The 18,502-nt window shown below is 61.8% G+C and carries 13 protein-coding genes; 5 read left to right on the plus strand and 8 right to left on the minus strand.

Translation table 11 applies throughout. The features are described from left to right. A complete protein-coding gene (locus IEX01_RS08175; RefSeq protein ID WP_024556070.1) occupies nt 1-552 on the plus strand; it encodes a YbhB/YbcL family Raf kinase inhibitor-like protein in 552 nt (183 codons plus the stop codon). On the opposite strand, the gene IEX01_RS08180 is transcribed toward IEX01_RS08175, so the two are convergent. The 6 genes from IEX01_RS08180 to IEX01_RS08205 form a co-directional block, all read right to left on the minus strand. Continuing rightward, the gene (locus tag IEX01_RS08180) at nt 490-3,129 is read right to left on the minus strand and encodes a nitrate reductase (protein WP_188723633.1); all 2,640 of its coding nucleotides are present in this window, start codon (nt 3,127-3,129) and stop codon (nt 490-492) included. The genes IEX01_RS08175 and IEX01_RS08180 overlap by 63 nt on opposite strands. Further along, nucleotides 3,126-7,190: a nitrite reductase large subunit NirB gene (gene nirB / locus IEX01_RS08185; RefSeq protein ID WP_188723634.1), complete on the minus strand. Its 4,065-nt coding sequence runs from the start codon at nt 7,188-7,190 to the stop codon at nt 3,126-3,128. The genes IEX01_RS08180 and nirB overlap by 4 nt, the downstream gene beginning before the upstream one ends. 9 nt (nt 7,191-7,199) lie before the next feature. Next, on the minus strand, nt 7,200-7,988 hold the full coding sequence (locus IEX01_RS08190) for an ABC transporter ATP-binding protein (protein WP_024558607.1): 789 nt from the start codon (nt 7,986-7,988) through the stop codon (nt 7,200-7,202). Between the two features lie 9 nt (nt 7,989-7,997). Further along, entirely contained in the window at nt 7,998-8,882 is an 885-nt protein-coding gene (gene ntrB / locus IEX01_RS08195; protein WP_188723635.1) for a nitrate ABC transporter permease, read from the minus strand. 5 nt (nt 8,883-8,887) lie between these two features. Then, nucleotides 8,888-10,144 (minus strand): CmpA/NrtA family ABC transporter substrate-binding protein, encoded by a 1,257-nt coding sequence (locus IEX01_RS08200; RefSeq protein ID WP_024558605.1) that lies wholly within the window; start codon nt 10,142-10,144, stop codon nt 8,888-8,890. Nucleotides 10,145-11,754: 1,610 nt separating this feature from the next. Then, nucleotides 11,755-12,969 (minus strand): nitrate regulatory protein, encoded by a 1,215-nt coding sequence (locus tag IEX01_RS08205; protein WP_188723636.1) that lies wholly within the window; start codon nt 12,967-12,969, stop codon nt 11,755-11,757. 75 nt (nt 12,970-13,044) lie between these two features. Here IEX01_RS08205 and IEX01_RS08210 point away from each other — a divergent pair, with 75 nt between their 5' ends. The 3 genes from IEX01_RS08210 (at nt 13,045) to IEX01_RS08220 (ending at nt 15,756) form a co-directional block, all read left to right on the plus strand. Continuing rightward, on the plus strand, nt 13,045-13,398 hold the full coding sequence (locus IEX01_RS08210) for a DsrE/DsrF/TusD sulfur relay family protein (protein WP_024558602.1): 354 nt from the start codon (nt 13,045-13,047) through the stop codon (nt 13,396-13,398). Nucleotides 13,399-13,504: 106 nt separating this feature from the next. Next, nucleotides 13,505-15,292 carry a methyl-accepting chemotaxis protein gene (locus IEX01_RS08215; protein ID WP_188723637.1) on the plus strand — a complete coding sequence of 596 codons (1,788 nt, stop codon included), beginning with the start codon at nt 13,505-13,507 and terminating at the stop codon, nt 15,290-15,292. A 221-nt stretch (nt 15,293-15,513) separates the two neighbouring features. Continuing rightward, nucleotides 15,514-15,756 carry a DUF1883 domain-containing protein gene (locus IEX01_RS08220; RefSeq protein WP_024558600.1) on the plus strand — a complete coding sequence of 81 codons (243 nt, stop codon included), beginning with the start codon at nt 15,514-15,516 and terminating at the stop codon, nt 15,754-15,756. 29 nt (nt 15,757-15,785) lie between these two features. On the opposite strand, the gene IEX01_RS08225 is transcribed toward IEX01_RS08220, so the two are convergent. Then, on the minus strand, nt 15,786-16,481 hold the full coding sequence (locus IEX01_RS08225; protein ID WP_024558599.1) for a gamma-glutamylcyclotransferase: 696 nt from the start codon (nt 16,479-16,481) through the stop codon (nt 15,786-15,788). Between the two features lie 229 nt (nt 16,482-16,710). Beyond that, complete coding sequence (gene chaB / locus IEX01_RS08230) at nt 16,711-16,941, minus strand: putative cation transport regulator ChaB (RefSeq protein ID WP_024558598.1); 231 nt, start codon at nt 16,939-16,941, stop codon at nt 16,711-16,713. Nucleotides 16,942-17,212: 271 nt separating this feature from the next. Here chaB and chaA point away from each other — a divergent pair, with 271 nt between their 5' ends. Then, nucleotides 17,213-18,316, plus strand: coding sequence for a sodium-potassium/proton antiporter ChaA (gene chaA, locus IEX01_RS08235; protein WP_024561861.1), 1,104 nt, complete (start codon nt 17,213-17,215; stop codon nt 18,314-18,316). Nucleotides 18,317-18,502: the final 186 nt, after the last annotated feature.

Raw genomic sequence — 18,502 nt, forward strand, 5'->3', positions numbered from 1 at the left:
ATGAAAAGGCCGCTGTTTTCTGCGTTTACCTGCGCCGCCGCGCTGTTTGCAACCGCCGTTCAGGCGGAAGGCATTTTTATGTTGCAGTCCCCGGCGATTGCCGATAACGCCATGATGGAGAAAAAATACGCCGGCAACGCCAACGATAACCCCAACTGCACGGGCGAGAACCAGTCGCCGCCGCTGGTCTGGAGCAACGAGCCGCAAGGAACGAAAAGCTATGCGCTGATTGTCTTCGATCCGGAAGGCGCTAAAGGGCTTGGCGTTACGCATCTGGTGGCTTACAACATTCCCCCTACCGCAACCGGCTTCGCGGCCAACGATCTGCGCGACGCTAAAGGGTTTACCGGCGGCAAAACCACCCCCGGCACCCACGCCTGGTACGGCCCCTGCCCGCCGACCGGCAGCGGCGCGCACCACTATAATTTCACCCTTATCGCCACGGACCTTGAGCCAAACCTTCCGGCGGGGCTGACCCGTGAAGAGCTGTTACAGAAGCTTAAGGGGCACGCGCTCGCCGCTACGGGTCTCGTGGGCCGCTTCGGCCAGTAACGCTTTGAGCTCCGGCACGCAGGAGCCGCAGTTGGTGCCGCAGCGCAGCTTTTCGCCCAGCGCTGCGGCGCTGGCGCAGCCCTCCAGAATAGCGGCCCGAATGCGATTTTCCCCCACGCCAAAGCAGCTACAGATTGTCCGCCCCGCCTCACCCTGCTCGCCGGGCGCTTTGCCGCCAAGCAGCGCGTGACGCTCCTGCGCCGTGGTGGGCGGCTGCGTGAACGCGGCCAGCACCGCCTCGCGCTGAACGTATGGCGCGCTGTTTGCGCCAAAAAAGGCCAGTTGCAGTTCGCCTTCGCGCCACGCCAGCAAATGATAAAACCCCTCTCCTTGTGCGTACTGAAGTTGCCAGCCCTGAGCGCGGCAAAGCTGCGCAACCCATGTCTGCGCCGGGCCGTCAGTGGCAAAAAGAACATGGTGAAACGCCCCCGCCGCCTGTCGCCACCAGATAGTCTCCGGCGACAGCGCGACCGCCTCGCGGCTAAAGATTTCCCCCTGCCACGCGGCACGCCACGCCTCCACGCGCACCGCGGTCTGCTTGCTTTCCGGCTGGCCGGAGTGCGGGTCAACCACCGGCGCCACCAGCGCGTTAACCCGCCCCTGCCGGGCGAAGCGGTCGTTCCAGTGCATCGGCGCGAAAAGCGCGCCCGGCCTCTGCGCAGCCGTAACGTTGACTTTCGCTACCATCCAGCCCAGAGGCGAACTCACCCGCGCCAGCGCCTGCGGGAAAAGCCCGTAGCGCGCGGCATCGTCCGGATGCACATCCAGCTGCGGCTGCGGGATGTGCTGCATCAGACGCGGCACCTCGCCGGTGCGCGTCATGGTGTGCCACTGGTCGCGAATGCGCCCGGTATTCAGCAGCAAAGGGTACTGCGCGTTCACCTGCGCCTGCGGCAGTTGCGGCGTGACGGCGACCATCTGCAGTTTCCCCTCTTTTCGACAGCCGCGCCGCTGCGTCAGCAGCCGCGCCGCGCCCTGCGGGTTGGCGGCGTTTATCGGCCACTGCACGGGTTCAAGCGCGTCGTACTCTGCGCGCGACAACCCGGCAAGCCCGCTGATATCAAACGCTCGCGCGCCGTCGTTTTCAAAACCGGAGAGCGCCGCATGCTCGCAAAAAACCTCATGCGGATGCGCCCAGCCAAACGCCTCGCTAAAGCCGAGCCGCTGCGCCATTTGCGCCACAATCCACCAGTCGGCCCGCGCGTCGCCGGGCGCGTCCAGAAAGGGCCGCTGGCGCGAGATACGCCGTTCGGAATTGGTCACGGTGCCGTTTTTCTCGCCCCAGGCCAGCGCCGGAAAGCGGATATGCGCAAAGCAGCCGGTGTCCGTTTGCGCCGCCACCTCAGAGACAATGACCAGCGGGCAGGCCGCGAGCGCCGCGCGCACTCGGTCGCTATCCGGCAGCGAAACCGCCGGGTTGGTGCCCATCACCCACACCGCTTTCACCTCGCCGCGCCCGATGGCGTCAAACAGCTCCACCGCCATCAGCCCTGGCGTGTGGGCAATGCGCTCGCTTCCCCAGAAACGGCCGAGCCGGGCGATATCCGCCGGTTCGAAGTTCATGTGGCAGGCAAGCTGGTTGGCAAGCCCGCCCACCTCGCGACCGCCCATGGCGTTTGGCTGTCCGGTCAGCGAAAAGGGACCGCAGCCGGGGCGGCCGATTTTTCCGCTCGCCAGATGCAGGTTAATGATGGCGTTGCATTTGTCGCTGCCGCTGGAAGACTGGTTAATGCCCATCGTATAGAGCGTCATAACGCGCGGAGCAGAGAGGAAGTCATCATAAAAGCGCGCGACGTCATCCGCCGTTACGCCGCAAAAGTCCGCCACCCGCTCAAGGGGCCACTCGCGCGCAACGGCAAAGGCGTCGCTTGCGCCGTCAAAATCGCAAGCCTGCTCGTCCATCAGCGCCAGCAGGCCGACAAACAGCCCGGCGTCGCTACCCGGTTTTATCGCCAGATGGGTGTCGGCGATATCGCAGGTGGCGGTGCGCCGCGGGTCGATCACCACGATTTTCATCTCCGGGCGCGCCTGTTTCGCCGCCGCAATGCGCTGATAAAGCACCGGATGCGCCCAGGCGGCGTTCGCGCCGACCAGGATGAGCAGGTCCGTTTGCTCCACATCCTCATAGCTGCACGGCACCGCGTCCGCGCCAAACGCGCGTTTGTAGCCCACCACAGCGGAAGACATGCAAAGCCGGGAGTTGGTATCGATATTCGCCGCGCCGATAAACCCTTTCATCAGCTTGTTGGCGGCGTAATAATCTTCCGTCAGCAGTTGGCCGGAGGCGTAAAAGGCGACGGACTGCGGGCCGTGCTGGTCGATAATGGCGCGCAGGCGCCCGCCCGCTTCATCCAGCGCGCGCGCCCAGCTTACCCGCTCGCCCTCCACTTCGGGGTAAAGCAGCCGCCCGGCAAGGCCGGTGGTTTCGCCAAGCGCCGCGCCTTTTACGCACAGCCGTCCAAAGTTCGCCGGGTGCCGCTCATCGCCCCGCACCGTCACCGCGCCGCGCTCGTCGCGCTGCGCAACCACACCGCAGCCCACGCCGCAGTACGGGCAAGTGGTGCGCGCCGCGTTCATGACGCCTCCGCGCGCGCGATCAGCGCCTGGCTGCCGACCAGCACTTTGCCCGCTTCCACTTTTACCGGCCAGGCGCGCACGCAGACGGCGTCATTCTCCACGCCGCGGCCGTCGCGCAGGCGGATGCGCTGTTTATAGAGCGGGCTGATGACGATGGGCTCCCCCGCCGCATCGCCGAGCAGGCCGCGCGAAAGCACATTCGCCTCGCTGCCAGGCTCAAGGTTATCCAGCGCGTAAACCTGCTCGCCGATGCGAAACAGCGCGATCTGCCTCTCGCCAAGGCGCGCGCCGATCCCCGCCTGCGGCGGAATATCGGTCACGTCGCAGACGGCCTGCCACGGACGCTCGCTCGCCTTCAGGCTTACCGGCTCCACCACCTCAACAGGCTGCGGCTGACCGCGCAGCGTGCGGCGCTGCACCGCTTCGTCAGGCTTGTCGCTGTTAACGAAAGAGCGAAACAGCGCCAGCCGGTCGGGGCTTGCCAGCGTGGTTTGCCACTCACACTGGTAGCTGTCGACAACCTGCGCCATTTCGCGCTCAAGCTCTTCGCCGATGCCGAGCGAATCCTCGAGAATGACCTCACGCAGGTACGCCACCCCGCCCTCCAGGTTATCCATCCAGACGCTGGTGCGCTGCAGGCGGTCGGCGGTGCGGATGTAAAACATCAAAAAGCGGTCGATGGTGCGGATAAGCGTGTCGTGGTCGAGATCGCTTGCGAAGAGATCCGCGTGGCGCGGTTTCATGCCGCCGTTGCCACAAAGGTAAAGGTTCCAGCCCTTCTCAGTGGCGATAACGCCCACATCTTTGCCCTGCGCTTCGGCGCACTCGCGGGTGCAGCCGGAAACCGCCATCTTAATTTTGTGCGGCGCGCGCAGCCCCTTGTAGCGGTTCTCCAGTTCCACCGCGAGCCCGGTGGAGTCCTGCACGCCATAGCGACACCAGGTGGAGCCGACGCAGGATTTCACCGTGCGCAGCGATTTCCCGTAGGCGTGCCCGGTTTCAAAACCTGCCGCCACCAGTTCCGCCCAGATGGCGGGCAATTCTTCCAGACGAGCGCCAAAAAGATCGATACGCTGACCGCCGGTTATCTTGCTGTAGAGGTTATAGCGTTTGGCTATCTGGCCGATGGCGATAAGCCCGTCCGGCGTCACCTCGCCTGCCGCCATGCGCGGCACAATGGAATAGGTGCCGTCTTTCTGGATATTGGCGAAGTAGCGGTCGTTGGTGTCCTGCAGCGGCAGATGCGCAGGCTTAAGCAGGTATTCATTCCAGCAGGAGGCGAGCACGGACCCCACCAGCGGCTTGCAGATTTCACAGCCGTGGCCCTGACCGTAGCGGCTGATAAGCTGTTCAAAAGTGCGGATGTGGTTAACGCGCACCAGGTGATAAATCTCCTGGCGCGAGTACGGGAAGTGTTCGCAGATATCTTTTTTCACCGCCACGCCCTGCTGCTCAAGCTGGTATTCCATCACCTGCTTCACCAGCGCGCTGCAGCCGCCGCAGCCGGTGGCCGCTTTGGTGCAGCTTTTAATCGCCCCCATCTCAACGGCGCCGTTCGCCACCGCCGCGCAGATATCCGCCTTGCTGACGTTGTGGCAGGAGCAGATCTGCGCGCTTTCCGGCAGCGCCGCCACGCCGAGCCCCTTCGCGGGCGCGCCCTGGCTTGCCGGCAGGATCAGCGTCTCCGGCTGGGCGGGCAGCGCCATGCCGTTAAGCATCATCTGCAACAGCGTGGCGTATTCGCTGCTGTCGCCCACCAGCACACCGCCAAGCAGCGTTTTGTTGTCTGGCGAAACGACGATTTTTTTATAAATCTGCTGCGGGCCGTTGGTCCACTGGTAGCTCTGGCAGCCCGGCGTTGTGCCGTGCGCGTCGCCGAATGACGCCACTTCCACGCCCAGCAGCTTGAGTTTTGTGCTCATGTCGGCGCCCTGAAACGCCGCCGCCTCGCCCGACAGCTGCGCCGCCGCCACGCGCGCCATCTGGTAGCCCGGCGCCACCAGACCAAAAATTTTGCTCTGCCAGAGCGCACATTCGCCAATGGCGAAAATATTCTCATCGCTGGTCTGGCACTGGTCATTAATCGCAATGCCCCCGCGCTCGCCTGTCGCAAGCCCTGCGGCTTTCGCCAGCGCATCCTGCGGACGAATGCCGGCGGAAAAGACAATCAGATCGGTCTCCAGGCTTTCGCCATCGGCGAACTGCATGCGCAGGCCGCTCCCCGCAGCGGCGATTTCCGTTGTCGCTTTGCTGGTATGCACGCTAACGCCAAGCGCCTCGATCTTCCCGCGCAGCATCGCTGCACCGGGCGCATCCAGCTGTACCGCCATCAGGCCGGGGGCGAATTCCACCACATGCGTTTGCAGCCCCAGTTGCGTTAAGGCGTTCGCCGCCTCAAGCCCAAGCAGGCCGCCGCCTATCACCACGCCGCGCGTGGCGTTTTGCGCATGGGCGCGAATGGCGTCAAGGTCATCCAGCGTGCGGTAGACAAAGCAGCCCGGCAGGTTGTTGCCCGGCACGGGAGGCACAAAAGGAAAGGAGCCGGTCGCCAGCATCAGTTTGTCCCAGCGGGTTTCGTGGCCTTCGCTGTCGATGACCACCTGTCGGCTGCGGTCTATCCGGCTGATCTTGCACCCGCTGCGCAGTTCAATGCCGTGCGTTTCGAAAAAATGCGCCTGCACCATGGAGAGCGACTGCGCGCTGCGGCCGTTGAAATACTCCGACAGGTGCACCCGGTCATACGCCGGGTGCCGCTCTTCGCCAAAAACGACGATGTGGTAGCGCTCATGCAGCTTCGCGTTCACGCATTGCTCAAGAAAGTGGTGCCCTACCATACCGTGGCCGACGACCACCAGAGTTGATTTTGTCATTGCATCGCTTCCAGCAGCCTGCGGCTGCGAATCGTGGTTAAAGAGGAGCCCGGCGTGTTCATCCACCGGCTGTTGCAGTTGGGCGGCAAGCTGCGCGGCGTCGGAGGTGTCGCCAAACAGCAGCGCGCCCGTCAGCCTGCCGTTGCGGATAAACAGGCGGCGATAGTGACGGGAAAGCGGGTCGAAGGCGGTCAGCGTGCGGCTTTCCGGCGTTGGCGAGATGTCGCCGAGGCTGAAGAGCTCGATGCCCGTCACCTTCAGGCGCGTGCCGCTCTGCTGGTAGCGGAAATCGGCTGCGGGCTCGCCCGCGAGCCGTGCCGCAAGCACGTCCGCCTGTTGCAGACAGGGCGCCACCAGCCCCCACAGCTCGCCGTTGTGTTCACAGCATTCACCAAGCGCGCTCACGCCCGGATGCGAAGCGCGAAGCTGGCCGTCCACCACAATGGCGCGCTGGCAATGCAGCCCGGCGCCTTGCGCAAGCGCGATGTTCGGGCGGACCCCGGTCGCCATCACTACCCGGCTGGCGGGCAACCGCTCGCCGTCATTAAGCGTGACGTGCTGCGCGTCGATACCCGCAATGCTGTTTGCCAGGCGGCAGTCGATGCCGCGCTCGCGTAGATGTTCCGCCAGCATCGCCCCGGCCTGCTCGTCGAGCTGCTGCTCCATCAGCCACGGATGGCGGTGCACCAGCGTGACGTCAGCGCCCTGACGGTTAAGCGCGGCGGCGGCCTCCACGCCGAGCAGCCCGCCGCCGAGCACCACCGCCGGGCCGGGGGCGGCAAGTATCGCCTCCACATCCGCCAGCGTGCGAAACCCGCGCACGTGCGGCAGCTGATGGCCTGCAACAGGCGGAATGAACGGCGTGGAGCCGGTGGCGAAAACCAGCTCGTCCCAGCTGAGCATCCTCGCCGTGGTGCGCAGCCAGCGCGAAGCCACGTCCACCGCTTCCACCTTTTCGCCCGTCAGCAGCTCAACGCCGCGCGCGGCATACCAGGCCGCGTCGTGCAGCTGCGTGGCGCGAGCAGGTTTTTCGCCGCTCAGCACCGGGGAGAGCAGGATGCGGTTGTAGGCAAGCGTCGGCTCTTCGCCAATCAGGGTGATGGCAAAACGCCCGGGCGCACGGTCGGTAAGCTGCTCCACCAGCCGCACCGCCGCCATGCCGTTGCCGATAATCGCCAGTCGCTGCGCCATGTCGCCTCCTTACGCCGCCTTCGGCTGTTTTTCGTACAGGAAATGCAGGATCTGCTGGCGCAGGTGGTGATAGCGGCTCTCTTCGGCAAGCTGTACGCGGTTGCGCGGGCGCGGCAGATCGACCTCCAGCACCTCGCCTACTGTCGCCGCCGGGCCGTTGGTCATCATCAGCACGCGGTCGGAGAGCAGCACCGCTTCGTCCACATCGTGGGTAATCAGCACGATGGTGGTGTTCAACTCGTGCTGGATGTGCATAACGGCGTCCTGAAGATGGGCGCGGGTGAGCGCATCCAGCGCGCCGAAGGGTTCATCCATCAGCAGCACCTTCGGCTTCATCGCCAGCGCCCGGGCGATGCCGACGCGCTGCTTCATGCCGCCGGAGATCTCGCCGGGACGCTTGTTCAGGGCATGCCCCATCTGCACGCGTTCGAGGTTGTGGACGATCCACTCCCGGCGCTCGCTTTTACTCATGCTTTTCTTAAAGACCTGGTCGACCGCCAGCGCCACGTTGTCAAAACAGGTAAGCCAGGGGAGCAGCGAATGGTTCTGGAAGACCACGGCGCGCTCTGGCCCCGGGCCTGCGATTTCGCGGTTGTCGCACAGCAGCCCGCCTTCGCTTGGCAAGGCGATCCCGGCGATAAGATTGAGCAGCGTCGATTTGCCGCAGCCGGAGTGGCCGATAAGGCTGACGGTTTCCCCTTCGCGGATATCGAAGCTGACGTTCTGCAACGCCAGAAATTCGCCGCTGGCGGTGGAGAAACGCTGGCTGACGTTCTGGACCTGAATAATCGGTTTCATGTGCGCTCCTTATTTTTCCTGCCAGCTAAAGCGGCGGGCGATAAGCATCAGCCCCTGCTCCAGCAGCAACCCGACCACGCCGATGATGATGATGGCGATGAGAATGTTTTCCACGTTGAGGTTGTTCCACTCGTTCCAGATCCAGAAACCGATGCCGAGGCCGCCGGTCAGCATTTCGGCGGCTACAATCACCAGCCAGGCGATGCCGATGGACAGCCGCACGCCGGTGAGCACGGCGGGCAATACCGCCGGAAAAAGAATGCGGCGCATCACTGTCCATTCGGAGAGTTGCAGCACGCGGGCGACGTTCAGGTAATCCTCGGGAATGCGCTTCACCCCATCGGCGGTGTTAATCACCATCGGCCAGATAGAGCAGATAAAAATCGTCCAGCTGGAGGCGGGCTCCGCTTTTTGAAACAGCAGCAGACCGATTGGCAGCCAGGCGAGCGGGCTGACCGGACGCAGCAGCGCGATAAGCGGCGTGAACATGCGCGAGAAAAAGGTGAAGCGGCCTATCAAAAAGCCGAGCGGAATGCCGACCAGCGCCGCCAGCCCAAAGCCCACCGCCACGCGCATCAGCGAGGCGAGCACGTTCCAGCCGATGCCCTGGTCGTTCGGACCTTCGTTATAAAAGGGGTCGGCGAAGAGCGTCAGCGCCGAGTCGAGCGTGCTGAGCGGCGTGGGAAAGCCTTTGCTGTTCAGGGCGGCTATCTGCCAGGCCAGCAGCAGCAGCCCCATTCCCAACAGCGCCGGAATAACAGGCTGAAGCACGGCGTTCACGTGGGTTTGCCACGGTGCGCGACGCTTGCGCACCGCCGGTTTCGGCATGGTTATCACTTCTGCGCGGACGGGTTGCGGCTGCGGCGTAATGTCACTCTGTTGTGCCTGTTTCATCTTGTTTACCCCTGACGATTGAGAGAGAAGCTGGCGGCATAAGCAGCCGGGTTAGCGCCATCCCAGCGGGAGCCATCCATCAGCTGGCTTGCGCGTAGCGGTGAAGCGGGCAGCGCCACGTTGCCCGCGGCGGCGGCGGCCTGCGCGTAGATATCGGTGCGATTGATGCCTTGCGCGACAGCGCGGTAATCCGGGTCGGTTTTAAGCAGCCCCCAGCGCCGGAACTGGGTGAGAAACCACATGCCGTCCGAAAGCCATGGATAGTTCACGTCGCCATCGGCGAAAAAGCGCATGCCGTGCGCGTCGCGCCAGCGTTTGCCGATGCCGTTGTCGTACTCGCCCAGCATGCGCGGCGTGAGGTATTGCTCTTTGGTATTGAGGTAAGCGCGCTTTGCCAGTACGCGGGCGGTCTCGCGCCGGTTATCGTCAGAGGCGTCAATCCAGCGCGCCGCCTCCAGCACCGCCGCCGTTAACGCCCGGGCGGTATTGGGGTTTTGCTCCACCCATAAGCGTCGCGTGCCGAGCACTTTTTCCGGGTGATCGGGGAAGATCGACTGCGACGTGGCGGCGGTAAAGCCGATGCGATCGTTAATGGCCCGGGCGTTCCACGGCTCGCCGACGCAGAAGCCGACCATATTGCCGATGCGCATGTTCATCACCATTTGCGGCGGCGGCACCACGACGGTGCGCACATCGTTAAAGGGATGGATGCCCGCTGACGCCAGCCAGTAGTAGAGCCACATGGCGTGCGTACCGGTGGGAAAGGTATGGGCGAAGGTGTAAGCGCCCGGCTCGGCGCTGGCGATGAGCGTTTTCAGCCCTTCGGCGTCGGTAATGCCTTTTTCCTGCAGATCGGCGGAGAGCGTGATCGCCTGGCCGTTGCGGTTAAGGGTCATCAGGTTAGCCATTGCCTGCTTTTTACCAGCGATGCCCAGCTCAAGCCCATAAAGCAGGCCGTAGAGCACATGGGCGGCATCCAGTTCGCCGGAGACGAGCTTATCGCGCACCGCCGCCCAGCTTGCTTCTTTGCTCGGCACAAGGGTGATGCCATGTTTTTTGTCGAACCCTTTGAGGGCGGCCATTACCACCGGCGCGCAGTCGGTCAGCGGGATAAACCCGACTTTCACGACCGGCAGCTCCGGCGCGTCCGACCCGGCGGCCCAGGCGCTGCTCATCAGTTCCGGCAGCAGCATCGCGCCGCCCAGCGCGGCGCCTGCCTGTAAAAAGCGGCGGCGGGAGAAGGTGTAAGACGAATCGCTCATGTCGGCTCCTGGGAAAAATGCAAAAAAAAAGCGCCCGGCAATGTGCGAACACATTGCAGGACGCCTTTATCCTTTCCGGTTGGCCTGCCGCCGTTGGCAGGCTGCCGGGAAATGTCAGTCAGGAAATAGTAAGCAAAGGGTGTGCCAGGTTTATGGGGCGAGGAGGCGGCGGGTTGCGTTCGCCAGAGCGAGGGTTACGTTCGCCGGAGTTGAGTCTGTGCGAGCGGCGAAGGTTACGTTCGCCAGAGTTGAATATGTGCGAGCGGCGAAGGTTACGTTCGCCGGAGCGAGGGTTACGTTCGCCGAAGTTAAGTATGTGCGGGCGGCGAAGGTTACGTTCGCCAGAGTTGAGTATGTGCGAGCGGCGAAGGTTACGTTCGCCGGAGCGTTGTTTTCATATGCACCCTTCCTCCACGCGAACGTGTTAAGGGGGCTCGCCGCCGCCCCCTTAACAATCCCGGCTCCCGGCACGCAAAATCGACCCCTGCGGGGCAAACCTTCCGGTCTGTCATCTGGCCTCGGGTCGGCAGGACGGCACATCCGTGTGCCGACCCGCCTCTGGCCGTTCCCGACGGCCAGCCCCGGCCATCTGCCCGCCCGGAAGGCGATTTTGAGGCCGGAGAAACACCGCCGCTGATAGGCTGATGAAAAAAGTCATAGTGTTGTCGCTATAAGGCAGGATGCGTTTTGGTGGTTCAGGGAGGTGAGCAGGCGCCGCGCCACTCGCGGGGTTTTCTCCCTTGGGGCGAGGGCCGGAGTGTGGGAAAATGACGGCATGGACGTATCACATGCAGAGCAAGTGGCGCTTTGCTGACTGGCCCTGCAAATTCCCCGCATAGCCGTTAAGGCGAAACAATTCCTGCAACAGAATCAAACGCTGAAGCGGAGGCAAATCCGGCCTCAAAATCGCCTCAGCTTTTTCACGGTGGCCGGGGCGCACCGGCTGGACCCGGTGCGAGGGCATGTCGGCACAGGGACGTGCCGTCATGCCCGACCCGAAGCCAGCGGGGAAAAGATGAGGTTTCCCGCTTCAGCGGGCGATTTTGCGTGCCGGGAGCCGGGGTTGCCAGGGGGCTGGCTTTGAGCCCCCTGGCACGTTCGCGTGAGTGGAGATGACATATGAAAACAACACTTCGGCGAACGTAACTCTTCACCGCCCGCGCATATCTCCTGAGAGAGTAAGGCTCAGCGCCTGAGCCGCCTGAGCCGCCTGCGCCCCTTAACCCGGCCCTATCCCCACAGGGGCGAGGGAGAAACCCACAGGCAGCGAGCCCCTTAACACGCACGCGTGAGGGGAGGAGACAAATGAAAACAACACTTCGGCGAACGTAACTCTTCACCGCCCGCGCATATCTCCTGAGAGAGTAAGGCTCAGCGCCTGAGCCGCCTGCGCCCCTTAACCCAGCCCTATCCCCACAGGGGCGAGGGAGAAACCCACAGGCAGCGAGCCCCTTAACACGCTCGCGTGAGGGGAGGAGACAAATGAAAACAACACTTCGGCGAACGTAACCCTTCACCGCCCGCGCATATCTCCTGAGAGAATAAAGCTCAGCGCCTGAGCCCCCTTCCTCGCACCATCACCATGCACAAAATGCCCTCTCGCTGTGCAGCTACTCCTTTGGGGTTATCGGCCATAAATCAGCCACGGAGAGCATCGCGCGGGCAATCTCCACCATGCGTTTATTCTGGTCCATCGCCAGCTTGCGCAACTGCTGCCACGCTTGCTCCTCGCTGAGTTGCTGATGGCGAATCAACAGGCTTTTGGCCTTATCGATCACCTTGCGCTCTTCCAGCGTCTCCTGCAGCGAGGCGAGCTGGCGCGTCAGGGTTTCAAGCTGTCTGGCCTGCTGGCGAACCAGCGGCAGCAGATGACGGTCCAGCGCGGCGGGTTCTTCCTGGCAGGCATGATCCTGCACCCAGCGGGAGAAGGCCGCTTCGTCCGGCTCATTGATCTCAGTTTCTTGATGAAGTTGCGCTTGCGCCGCCTGCTGCAATACGACGATTAATCTCTCTTCGGTTTCGCGCAGTTTGTCGAGACGCTGGGTTTGCAGGGCGAACCAGCGCACCGCCAGCCCGGCGGTCTCTTCATCCGGGGGCAGACGGGTACAGGCAAGGCGACGCAGTTGCTCCATTTCTCGCGACGCCTCCCCCTGCTCCCGAAACTCTGCGGCAAGTTCTGGCGCGGCAAGGGCGATGAACGTGCCGAAGCAGCGCTGCTGTCCGTCGATGCGGTCCACCAGCATCTGGCGCAGCGGATCGCTGAAGTCTCCTCGGGTAAAGCCCATCGCCCCGATCGCCCGCTCCTGCCCCGCCAGTTCTTTGCCCTGCATAAAACTGTAGAGCGCCGTCAGCGCCCGGGCGAGGTTTGCATCATCCAGCGTGTCGTTCGCCTCCGGCACGATGCTCAACAAATGGCCAATGCTCTGGCTGAACTGCGCCATCGCCGCTTCCGGCTCAATACTGCGCGCCTGAATACGGCTACGCAGCGCAGGTAGCGCGTCGAGATACCAGAGCGCGCAGGCCAGCCGCCCGGCGATGGCGGCGTTGATAATCGGCTCGGGCAACGCCAGCCGCTGGCGCAGCGCGGCAATTTGTTCATCTGACTGCGCGATGCAAAACGGCACTTCGCGAACAAAAAGCTGGCCGCCGGAACAGAGCCAGATGTTGGAGGCGCCCCGCTCACGCTGTAGCATATGCACCAGATGGCTTATCTGGCTGGCCCATTCCCCTACCTGCAGCCCCGCTTCGAGCTGGCGTCGCCGCTGCTGACGGGCGAAGCGAAACCAGCCCAGCGCATCTGTCGGATGGTCGGCCACATTGCGCATCCTGCATCTCCTGTAACGAGGTTTACCTTATTTCCTTTAAAGCAATAACTGTGCCTTCAGGGCAAAGGAGCCAACATGCAAAATATCGTGATTATCGCAAGCGGCGCCGCTTACGGCAGCGAGTCGTTGTTCAACAGCCTGCGGCTTGCCATTGCGCTGCGCGAGCAGGACGAAAGCGTGACGCTGAAGCTTTTCTTGATGTCCGACGCGGTCACCGCCGGACTGCGCGGCCAGCGCCCCGCCGAGGGGTATAACATCCAGCAAATGCTTGAGATCCTCACCGCCCAGGGCGTGCCGGTAAAGCTCTGTAAGACCTGCACCGACGGGCGCGGCATTACTGACCTGCCGCTGGCGGACGGCATCGCCATCGGCACGCTGGTGGAGCTGGCGCAGTGGACGCTGGCGGCGGACAAGGTGTTGACTTTCTAATAATCACGCCTGGGTAATACTGTTTTCTTATATTGCGACTTTGCGCATCAAGTCCCTGCTGGGGTTGCCGATAGCCCTTTAATAACAACACAGCAGGGTACTTACTATGTTTACTTCTATTCGCACACGGATAATCGCCGCCACCGCCGGCTGTCTGGTTGTCGCGCTTTTGCTTAATACGGTGATTAACTACCTGGTTTCACAACACGATAATCAACAGACCCGCCTCGAAACGCTGCGCAGCACCAGCAAAAGCCATACGCTTGCGATTGCAGACTGGGTAAAAAACAAAATGACGGTGATCCAGTCGCTGGATGCCGTCGCCGTGAGCGAAGACCCGGTGCCGGTGTTTCGCCAGATTGCCACTGCGGGCGGGTTTACCAATGTTTACGTGGGCTACCCCAGTAAAACCGCGAAATTCTCCGATCCCACCGGCGTGCCTGCCGACTACGATCCGACCATCCGCCCCTGGTATCAGCAGGTGCTGAAGGCCGATGCGCCAGTCGTCACCGCGCCCTACGTCGACGCCGGCACCGGTAAGCTGGTGGTCACATTCGCTGTGCCGGTGAAGCGCAACGGCGAACTTGCCGCTGTGGTGGCGGGCGACCTGTCGATGGAGAGCGTGGTCGCCAACGTGCGCAGCATTCAGCCTACCGAACACAGCAGCGGCATGCTGGTTAACGTCGATGGTTCGGTGATTGCCGCAGGCGACGCGGCGCTGACGCTCAAACCCTTCAGCGAGGCGGTTTCCGGCGTCGAGTTCAGCCAGCTAATTCAGGCGCAGGAAGGCGAAAAAGGCGAACAGGCGGGCGCGGCAAAACAGCTGCTGGCGACGCGGGTGGCGGGTACGCAGTGGTATCTGGTGGTGGCGCTGGATGAAAGCGACGCCACGTCTGGTATGAAGGCGCAACTCAAAGCATCCGCCCTCTCGCTTATCGTTCTGGTGCTGGTGGCCGGCGCGCTGGTGCATCTGCTGGTGGCCAGACTGCTTCAGCGTCTGCTGACCATTCGCGACGCCATGCACGCCATCAGCAACGGCACGAACGATCTTTCTCAACGCCTGCCTGAAAACGGCAGTGACGAAGTGGCGCAAATTGCCCATGCGTTTAACGCCTTCAGCGACAAGCTTTCGGTGGTAATGGGCCATCTGCGCGACGCCAGCGCCTCGGTGAAAGTCGCGGCCAATGAGATTGCGGCGGGCAACCAGGATCTCTCCGGGCGCACCGAGCAGGCAGCCTCGAGCCTGCGCGAAACCGCCAGCGCCGTGGAGCAGATTACCGCCTCCGTCGCGCAGTCTACCGAAGCCGCCGCCCAGGCGAGCGGCCAGGCGCAGACCGCCTCTGAAGTGGCGAGCCGCGGCGGCGAAGTGGTGTCCCGCGCCATCGACACGATGCAGATTATCGAAACCGCCTCGTCGAAGATTGGCGATATTACCAGCGTTATCGACGGCATCGCGTTTCAGACCAATATTCTGGCGCTGAACGCCGCCGTAGAAGCGGCGCGTGCCGGCGAACAGGGCCGCGGCTTCGCCGTGGTGGCGGGCGAAGTGCGCAGCCTCGCCAGCCGCAGCGCGCAGGCGGCGAAAGAGATTAAGTCGCTTATCGACTCCACCACCAGCAGCGTGGCGACAGGCTCGCGCTATGTGCGTGAGGCGGGCGAGTCGATGCAGGACATTGTCAGCAGCATCGGCAATGTTTCCGGCATCATGCGGGAAATCACCATCGCCACCAGCGAGCAGATGAAAGGGATTCAGGAGATTAACCACGCCGTCGTGCATCTCGACCGTATGGTGCAGCAGAACGCCGAGCTGGTCGTGCAATCCGCCGCCGCCGCTGGCGCGCTGCAAAGCCAGGCGGGCGAGCTGGCGGAAACGGCGGGCCATTTCCGCATTTAACCCTGCGCGGGCGCGTTTTCAGGCAATAAAAATGCGCCCGCTGAATGGTTTCAGGAGAAATGTCACAAAAGTTTATGGGTTATCGTTTTTTTTGATCAAAGTCAGCATTAACCGCCCTCCCCTTTGGTGTTATGCAGCAAGGGTTTTGTGAACGAGTTCACTGCTTTTATCGCCTGACGAGATGAAAGCAGACATTTTCACATTGATAGCAGGGGTAAAAAATGGCTTTGGTTAAAACGACGTTGAAACTTTTTGGCGGCGACACCGTGGTGGTGCGCTGTTCGGATAAATGTCATATCCACTTGATGAGCGCGAAAGCGCGCGCTGAAGAGGCGGCGGATATTCTGAGCGTCGAGGATCGCAGCAGCGCGTATCTGACGGTGCCCTACAGCGGTTTATGGAATGTCCTGATTGATAGCCGCAGTCAGTCGCTGGAGCACTCCATTAGTTACGTACCAGCCTGACCGTTTCCCCTCCGCGCAAGCGGAGGGTTTTATGCAAACCCGGGCTGGAGCTCCCCGCCCTGCTCACCGCGCTGTTGCCAGGCGCGCACTTCGCTCACCAGCTCATCCAGACAATCGTCCCGCATCCCCAGCTTTTTCAACTCCTGCTCAAGCGAAAAGAGATACTGCGCGTTGGTGCCAAGCGGCCCGCTGGCGGCGGCGATAAGCGGAGCGATAACCCTTGCGCGGGTGTCAGGTTCATAGAGGGGATGGCGCGGATCCATAATAAAGACCAGCGCATTGATGGTGCGACCGTCATCAAGCTCAAGTTTGCACCAGCTTGGCAGGTAGCAGCCGGTAATCATTTCCCGCTTCCACAGCAGCGTCAGCTCCGCTTCAAGCTGCGACTCGGGAAGACGGTAAGCAACGCCGGTCGTGCGGCCGCCCTCTTTAAGCGCCAGCATGCGTCCCGGCTGGCAGGCGGTGCCGCGTCCGGCGGTTAAACGCAGGCAGAAAGCGCGGTGCCAGCCCACCAGCGTGCCCGGCGCGCACTCTTCGAACTCCAGTGCCGGGTTCCACATCAGCGAGCCGTAGCCGAAAATCCATACCGGGCCGTCGTCCGGCCGACAGGCAAGTGTCGCAGCCAACGACGCCGCGCGCTGCTCCGGCGACCAGAGTAAGGATTCCTCAATTGCGCCAAACGCCGTTTTACAGTCCGCTTTCATTAAGAAATCACGAGTTAACACGTTCTACCTCCGCCACTGCTTACTGCTACTGCTCTCTTCCCTGCCATTTTTAAGCGCTTTCCGGGCATTATTGCTGTTTATTTAGAAAGCAACAGTGCTGACGATATGCAATTAGCGTGGCGCTGGCAAGGGTGACGGCCATCACAAAAACACATAACCGTCATCTTTTCCTGCCAGAATAAGCGATCGGGCTGTAAAGGTATCGGGTAATCAAGGCATTAAAGCACCCTTATTTTTTCTTATGCCATTTGTCATCATCGCCTTTTTCATACTCATTTTTTACTGCGGCCCAGGCCACCTTATGCGCCGTCTCTTCCCGGGTATCGTCGCCGCGTCGGTCATCTTTGTCTTTATATTGGTCCCAGGCGCTGTTGAAGGCCTCTTTATAGATATCCTGCGCGTGGGCAGGCAGCACGTTTTTCACGTTGTCGGGTAAATCGCTGCGGGAATCGTATGGCATCGGCTATCTCCTTTTACACAGAAAAAGTAAGTGTGGAACAGGATGCGCGCCTTCGCCAGCCGGGGTGAATTGTGGTTTGTAATCAGGCTCAACCCGCTGGCGGATAAACGTAATATAAACAAAGCCGTCAATTATGACGCTTTCAGCGTAAAAATTATCTTAAGCCGTAAAAATTCGTAAATATCCCGCGATAAAAGCGCGTGTTTGCTATTTTATGCGCAGCTCGTTCGCTCACTATAATGATAAAGAATCGCCACTCTGGAGAAAATTAATGACCAAAACAACGCATGAGGCGGTGAAAACCCGCCACAAGGAGACCACGCTCATTTTTCCGGTGCTGGCGCTGGCGGTACTGGCCCTGTGGGGCGGGAGCCAGTCGCTGCCAGCGGTAGTCGGTATTAACATCCTTTCCCTGATAGCCATTCTCTACAGCGCGTTTAGCGTGGTGCGACACGCCGATGTGCTGGCGCACCGCCTGGGCGAGCCTTATGGGTCGCTTATCCTGAGCCTCTCGGTCGTTATCCTCGAAGTCAGCCTGATTTCCGCCCTGATGGCGACCGGCGACGCCGCGCCAACCCTGATGCGCGATACGCTTTACTCCATCATTATGATTGTGACCGGCGGGCTGGTGGGTTTCGCCTTGCTGCTGGGCGGGCGCAAGTTCGCCACGCAATATGTGAACCTGTTCGGCATTAAGCAGTACCTGATAGCGCTCTTTCCGCTGGCGGTGATTGTGCTGGTCTTCCCGATGGCGCTGCCCGGCGGCAACTTCACCACCGCCCAGTCGCTGCTGGTGGCGCTGATTTCCGCCGCCATGTACGGCGTTTTCTTGCTGATTCAGACCAAAACGCACCAGAGCCTGTTTGTTTACGAGCATGAAGATGAAGGCGACGGTGACGACCCGCACCACGGCAAACCTTCGGCGCACAGCAGCCTGTGGCATGCCATCTGGCTGATCGTTCATCTGATTGCGGTTATCGCCGTGACCAAAATGAACGCAAACCCACTGGAAGCCTTGCTGACGCACCTGAACGCCCCGGTCTCCTTCACCGGTTTTCTGGTGGCGCTGCTGATCCTCTCGCCGGAAGGCCTGGGGGCCTTAAAAGCGGTGCTCAATAACCAGGTGCAGCGCGCCATGAACCTCTTCTTTGGTTCCGTGCTGGCGACAATCTCATTAACGGTTCCCACGGTCACGCTGATAGCGATCCTGACCGGCAACGACCTGGTGTTTGGTCTGGGCGCGCCGGAGATGGTGGTTATGCTGGCCTCGCTGGTGCTCTGCCAGATCTCTTTCTCCACAGGGCGGACGAACGTGCTTAACGGCGCGGCGCATCTGGCGCTTTTCGCCGCCTATCTGATGACGATTTTTGCCTGACCGTTGCGGCGCCTCCCCGAAAGAGGGCGAGGCGCCGCAACGCTTAAAAACGCGCTTTGCTTCGCAGCCCACCCGCTAAACCGCTGCCCGCCGCTTTTCTGCTACGGCTATCCCTGCCTTTATTCCAGCAAATTTTATTCGTTGATTTACTTTACCAACTCGCTGAAAGAAATTATTGCCGCAAGC

This window comes from Franconibacter daqui (genome assembly GCF_014644275.1).
Taxonomy (GTDB): Bacteria; Pseudomonadota; Gammaproteobacteria; order Enterobacterales; family Enterobacteriaceae; genus Franconibacter; species Franconibacter pulveris.

Bases quoted from the DNA above. Each gene is read 5' to 3' on its own strand.
- IEX01_RS08175 (WP_024556070.1), top strand. From the start codon at position 1: ATGAAAAGGCCGCTGTTTTCTGCGTTTACCTGCGCCGCCGCGCTGTTT.
- IEX01_RS08180 (WP_188723633.1), bottom strand. From the start codon at position 3,129: ATGAACGCGGCGCGCACCACTTGCCCGTACTGCGGCGTGGGCTGCGGT.
- nirB (WP_188723634.1), bottom strand. From the start codon at position 7,190: ATGGCGCAGCGACTGGCGATTATCGGCAACGGCATGGCGGCGGTGCGG.
- IEX01_RS08190 (WP_024558607.1), bottom strand. From the start codon at position 7,988: ATGAAACCGATTATTCAGGTCCAGAACGTCAGCCAGCGTTTCTCCACC.
- ntrB (WP_188723635.1), bottom strand. From the start codon at position 8,882: ATGAAACAGGCACAACAGAGTGACATTACGCCGCAGCCGCAACCCGTC.
- IEX01_RS08200 (WP_024558605.1), bottom strand. From the start codon at position 10,144: ATGAGCGATTCGTCTTACACCTTCTCCCGCCGCCGCTTTTTACAGGCA.
- IEX01_RS08205 (WP_188723636.1), bottom strand. From the start codon at position 12,969: ATGCGCAATGTGGCCGACCATCCGACAGATGCGCTGGGCTGGTTTCGC.
- IEX01_RS08210 (WP_024558602.1), top strand. From the start codon at position 13,045: ATGCAAAATATCGTGATTATCGCAAGCGGCGCCGCTTACGGCAGCGAG.
- IEX01_RS08215 (WP_188723637.1), top strand. From the start codon at position 13,505: ATGTTTACTTCTATTCGCACACGGATAATCGCCGCCACCGCCGGCTGT.
- IEX01_RS08220 (WP_024558600.1), top strand. From the start codon at position 15,514: ATGGCTTTGGTTAAAACGACGTTGAAACTTTTTGGCGGCGACACCGTG.
- chaB (WP_024558598.1), bottom strand. From the start codon at position 16,941: ATGCCATACGATTCCCGCAGCGATTTACCCGACAACGTGAAAAACGTG.
- chaA (WP_024561861.1), top strand. From the start codon at position 17,213: ATGACCAAAACAACGCATGAGGCGGTGAAAACCCGCCACAAGGAGACC.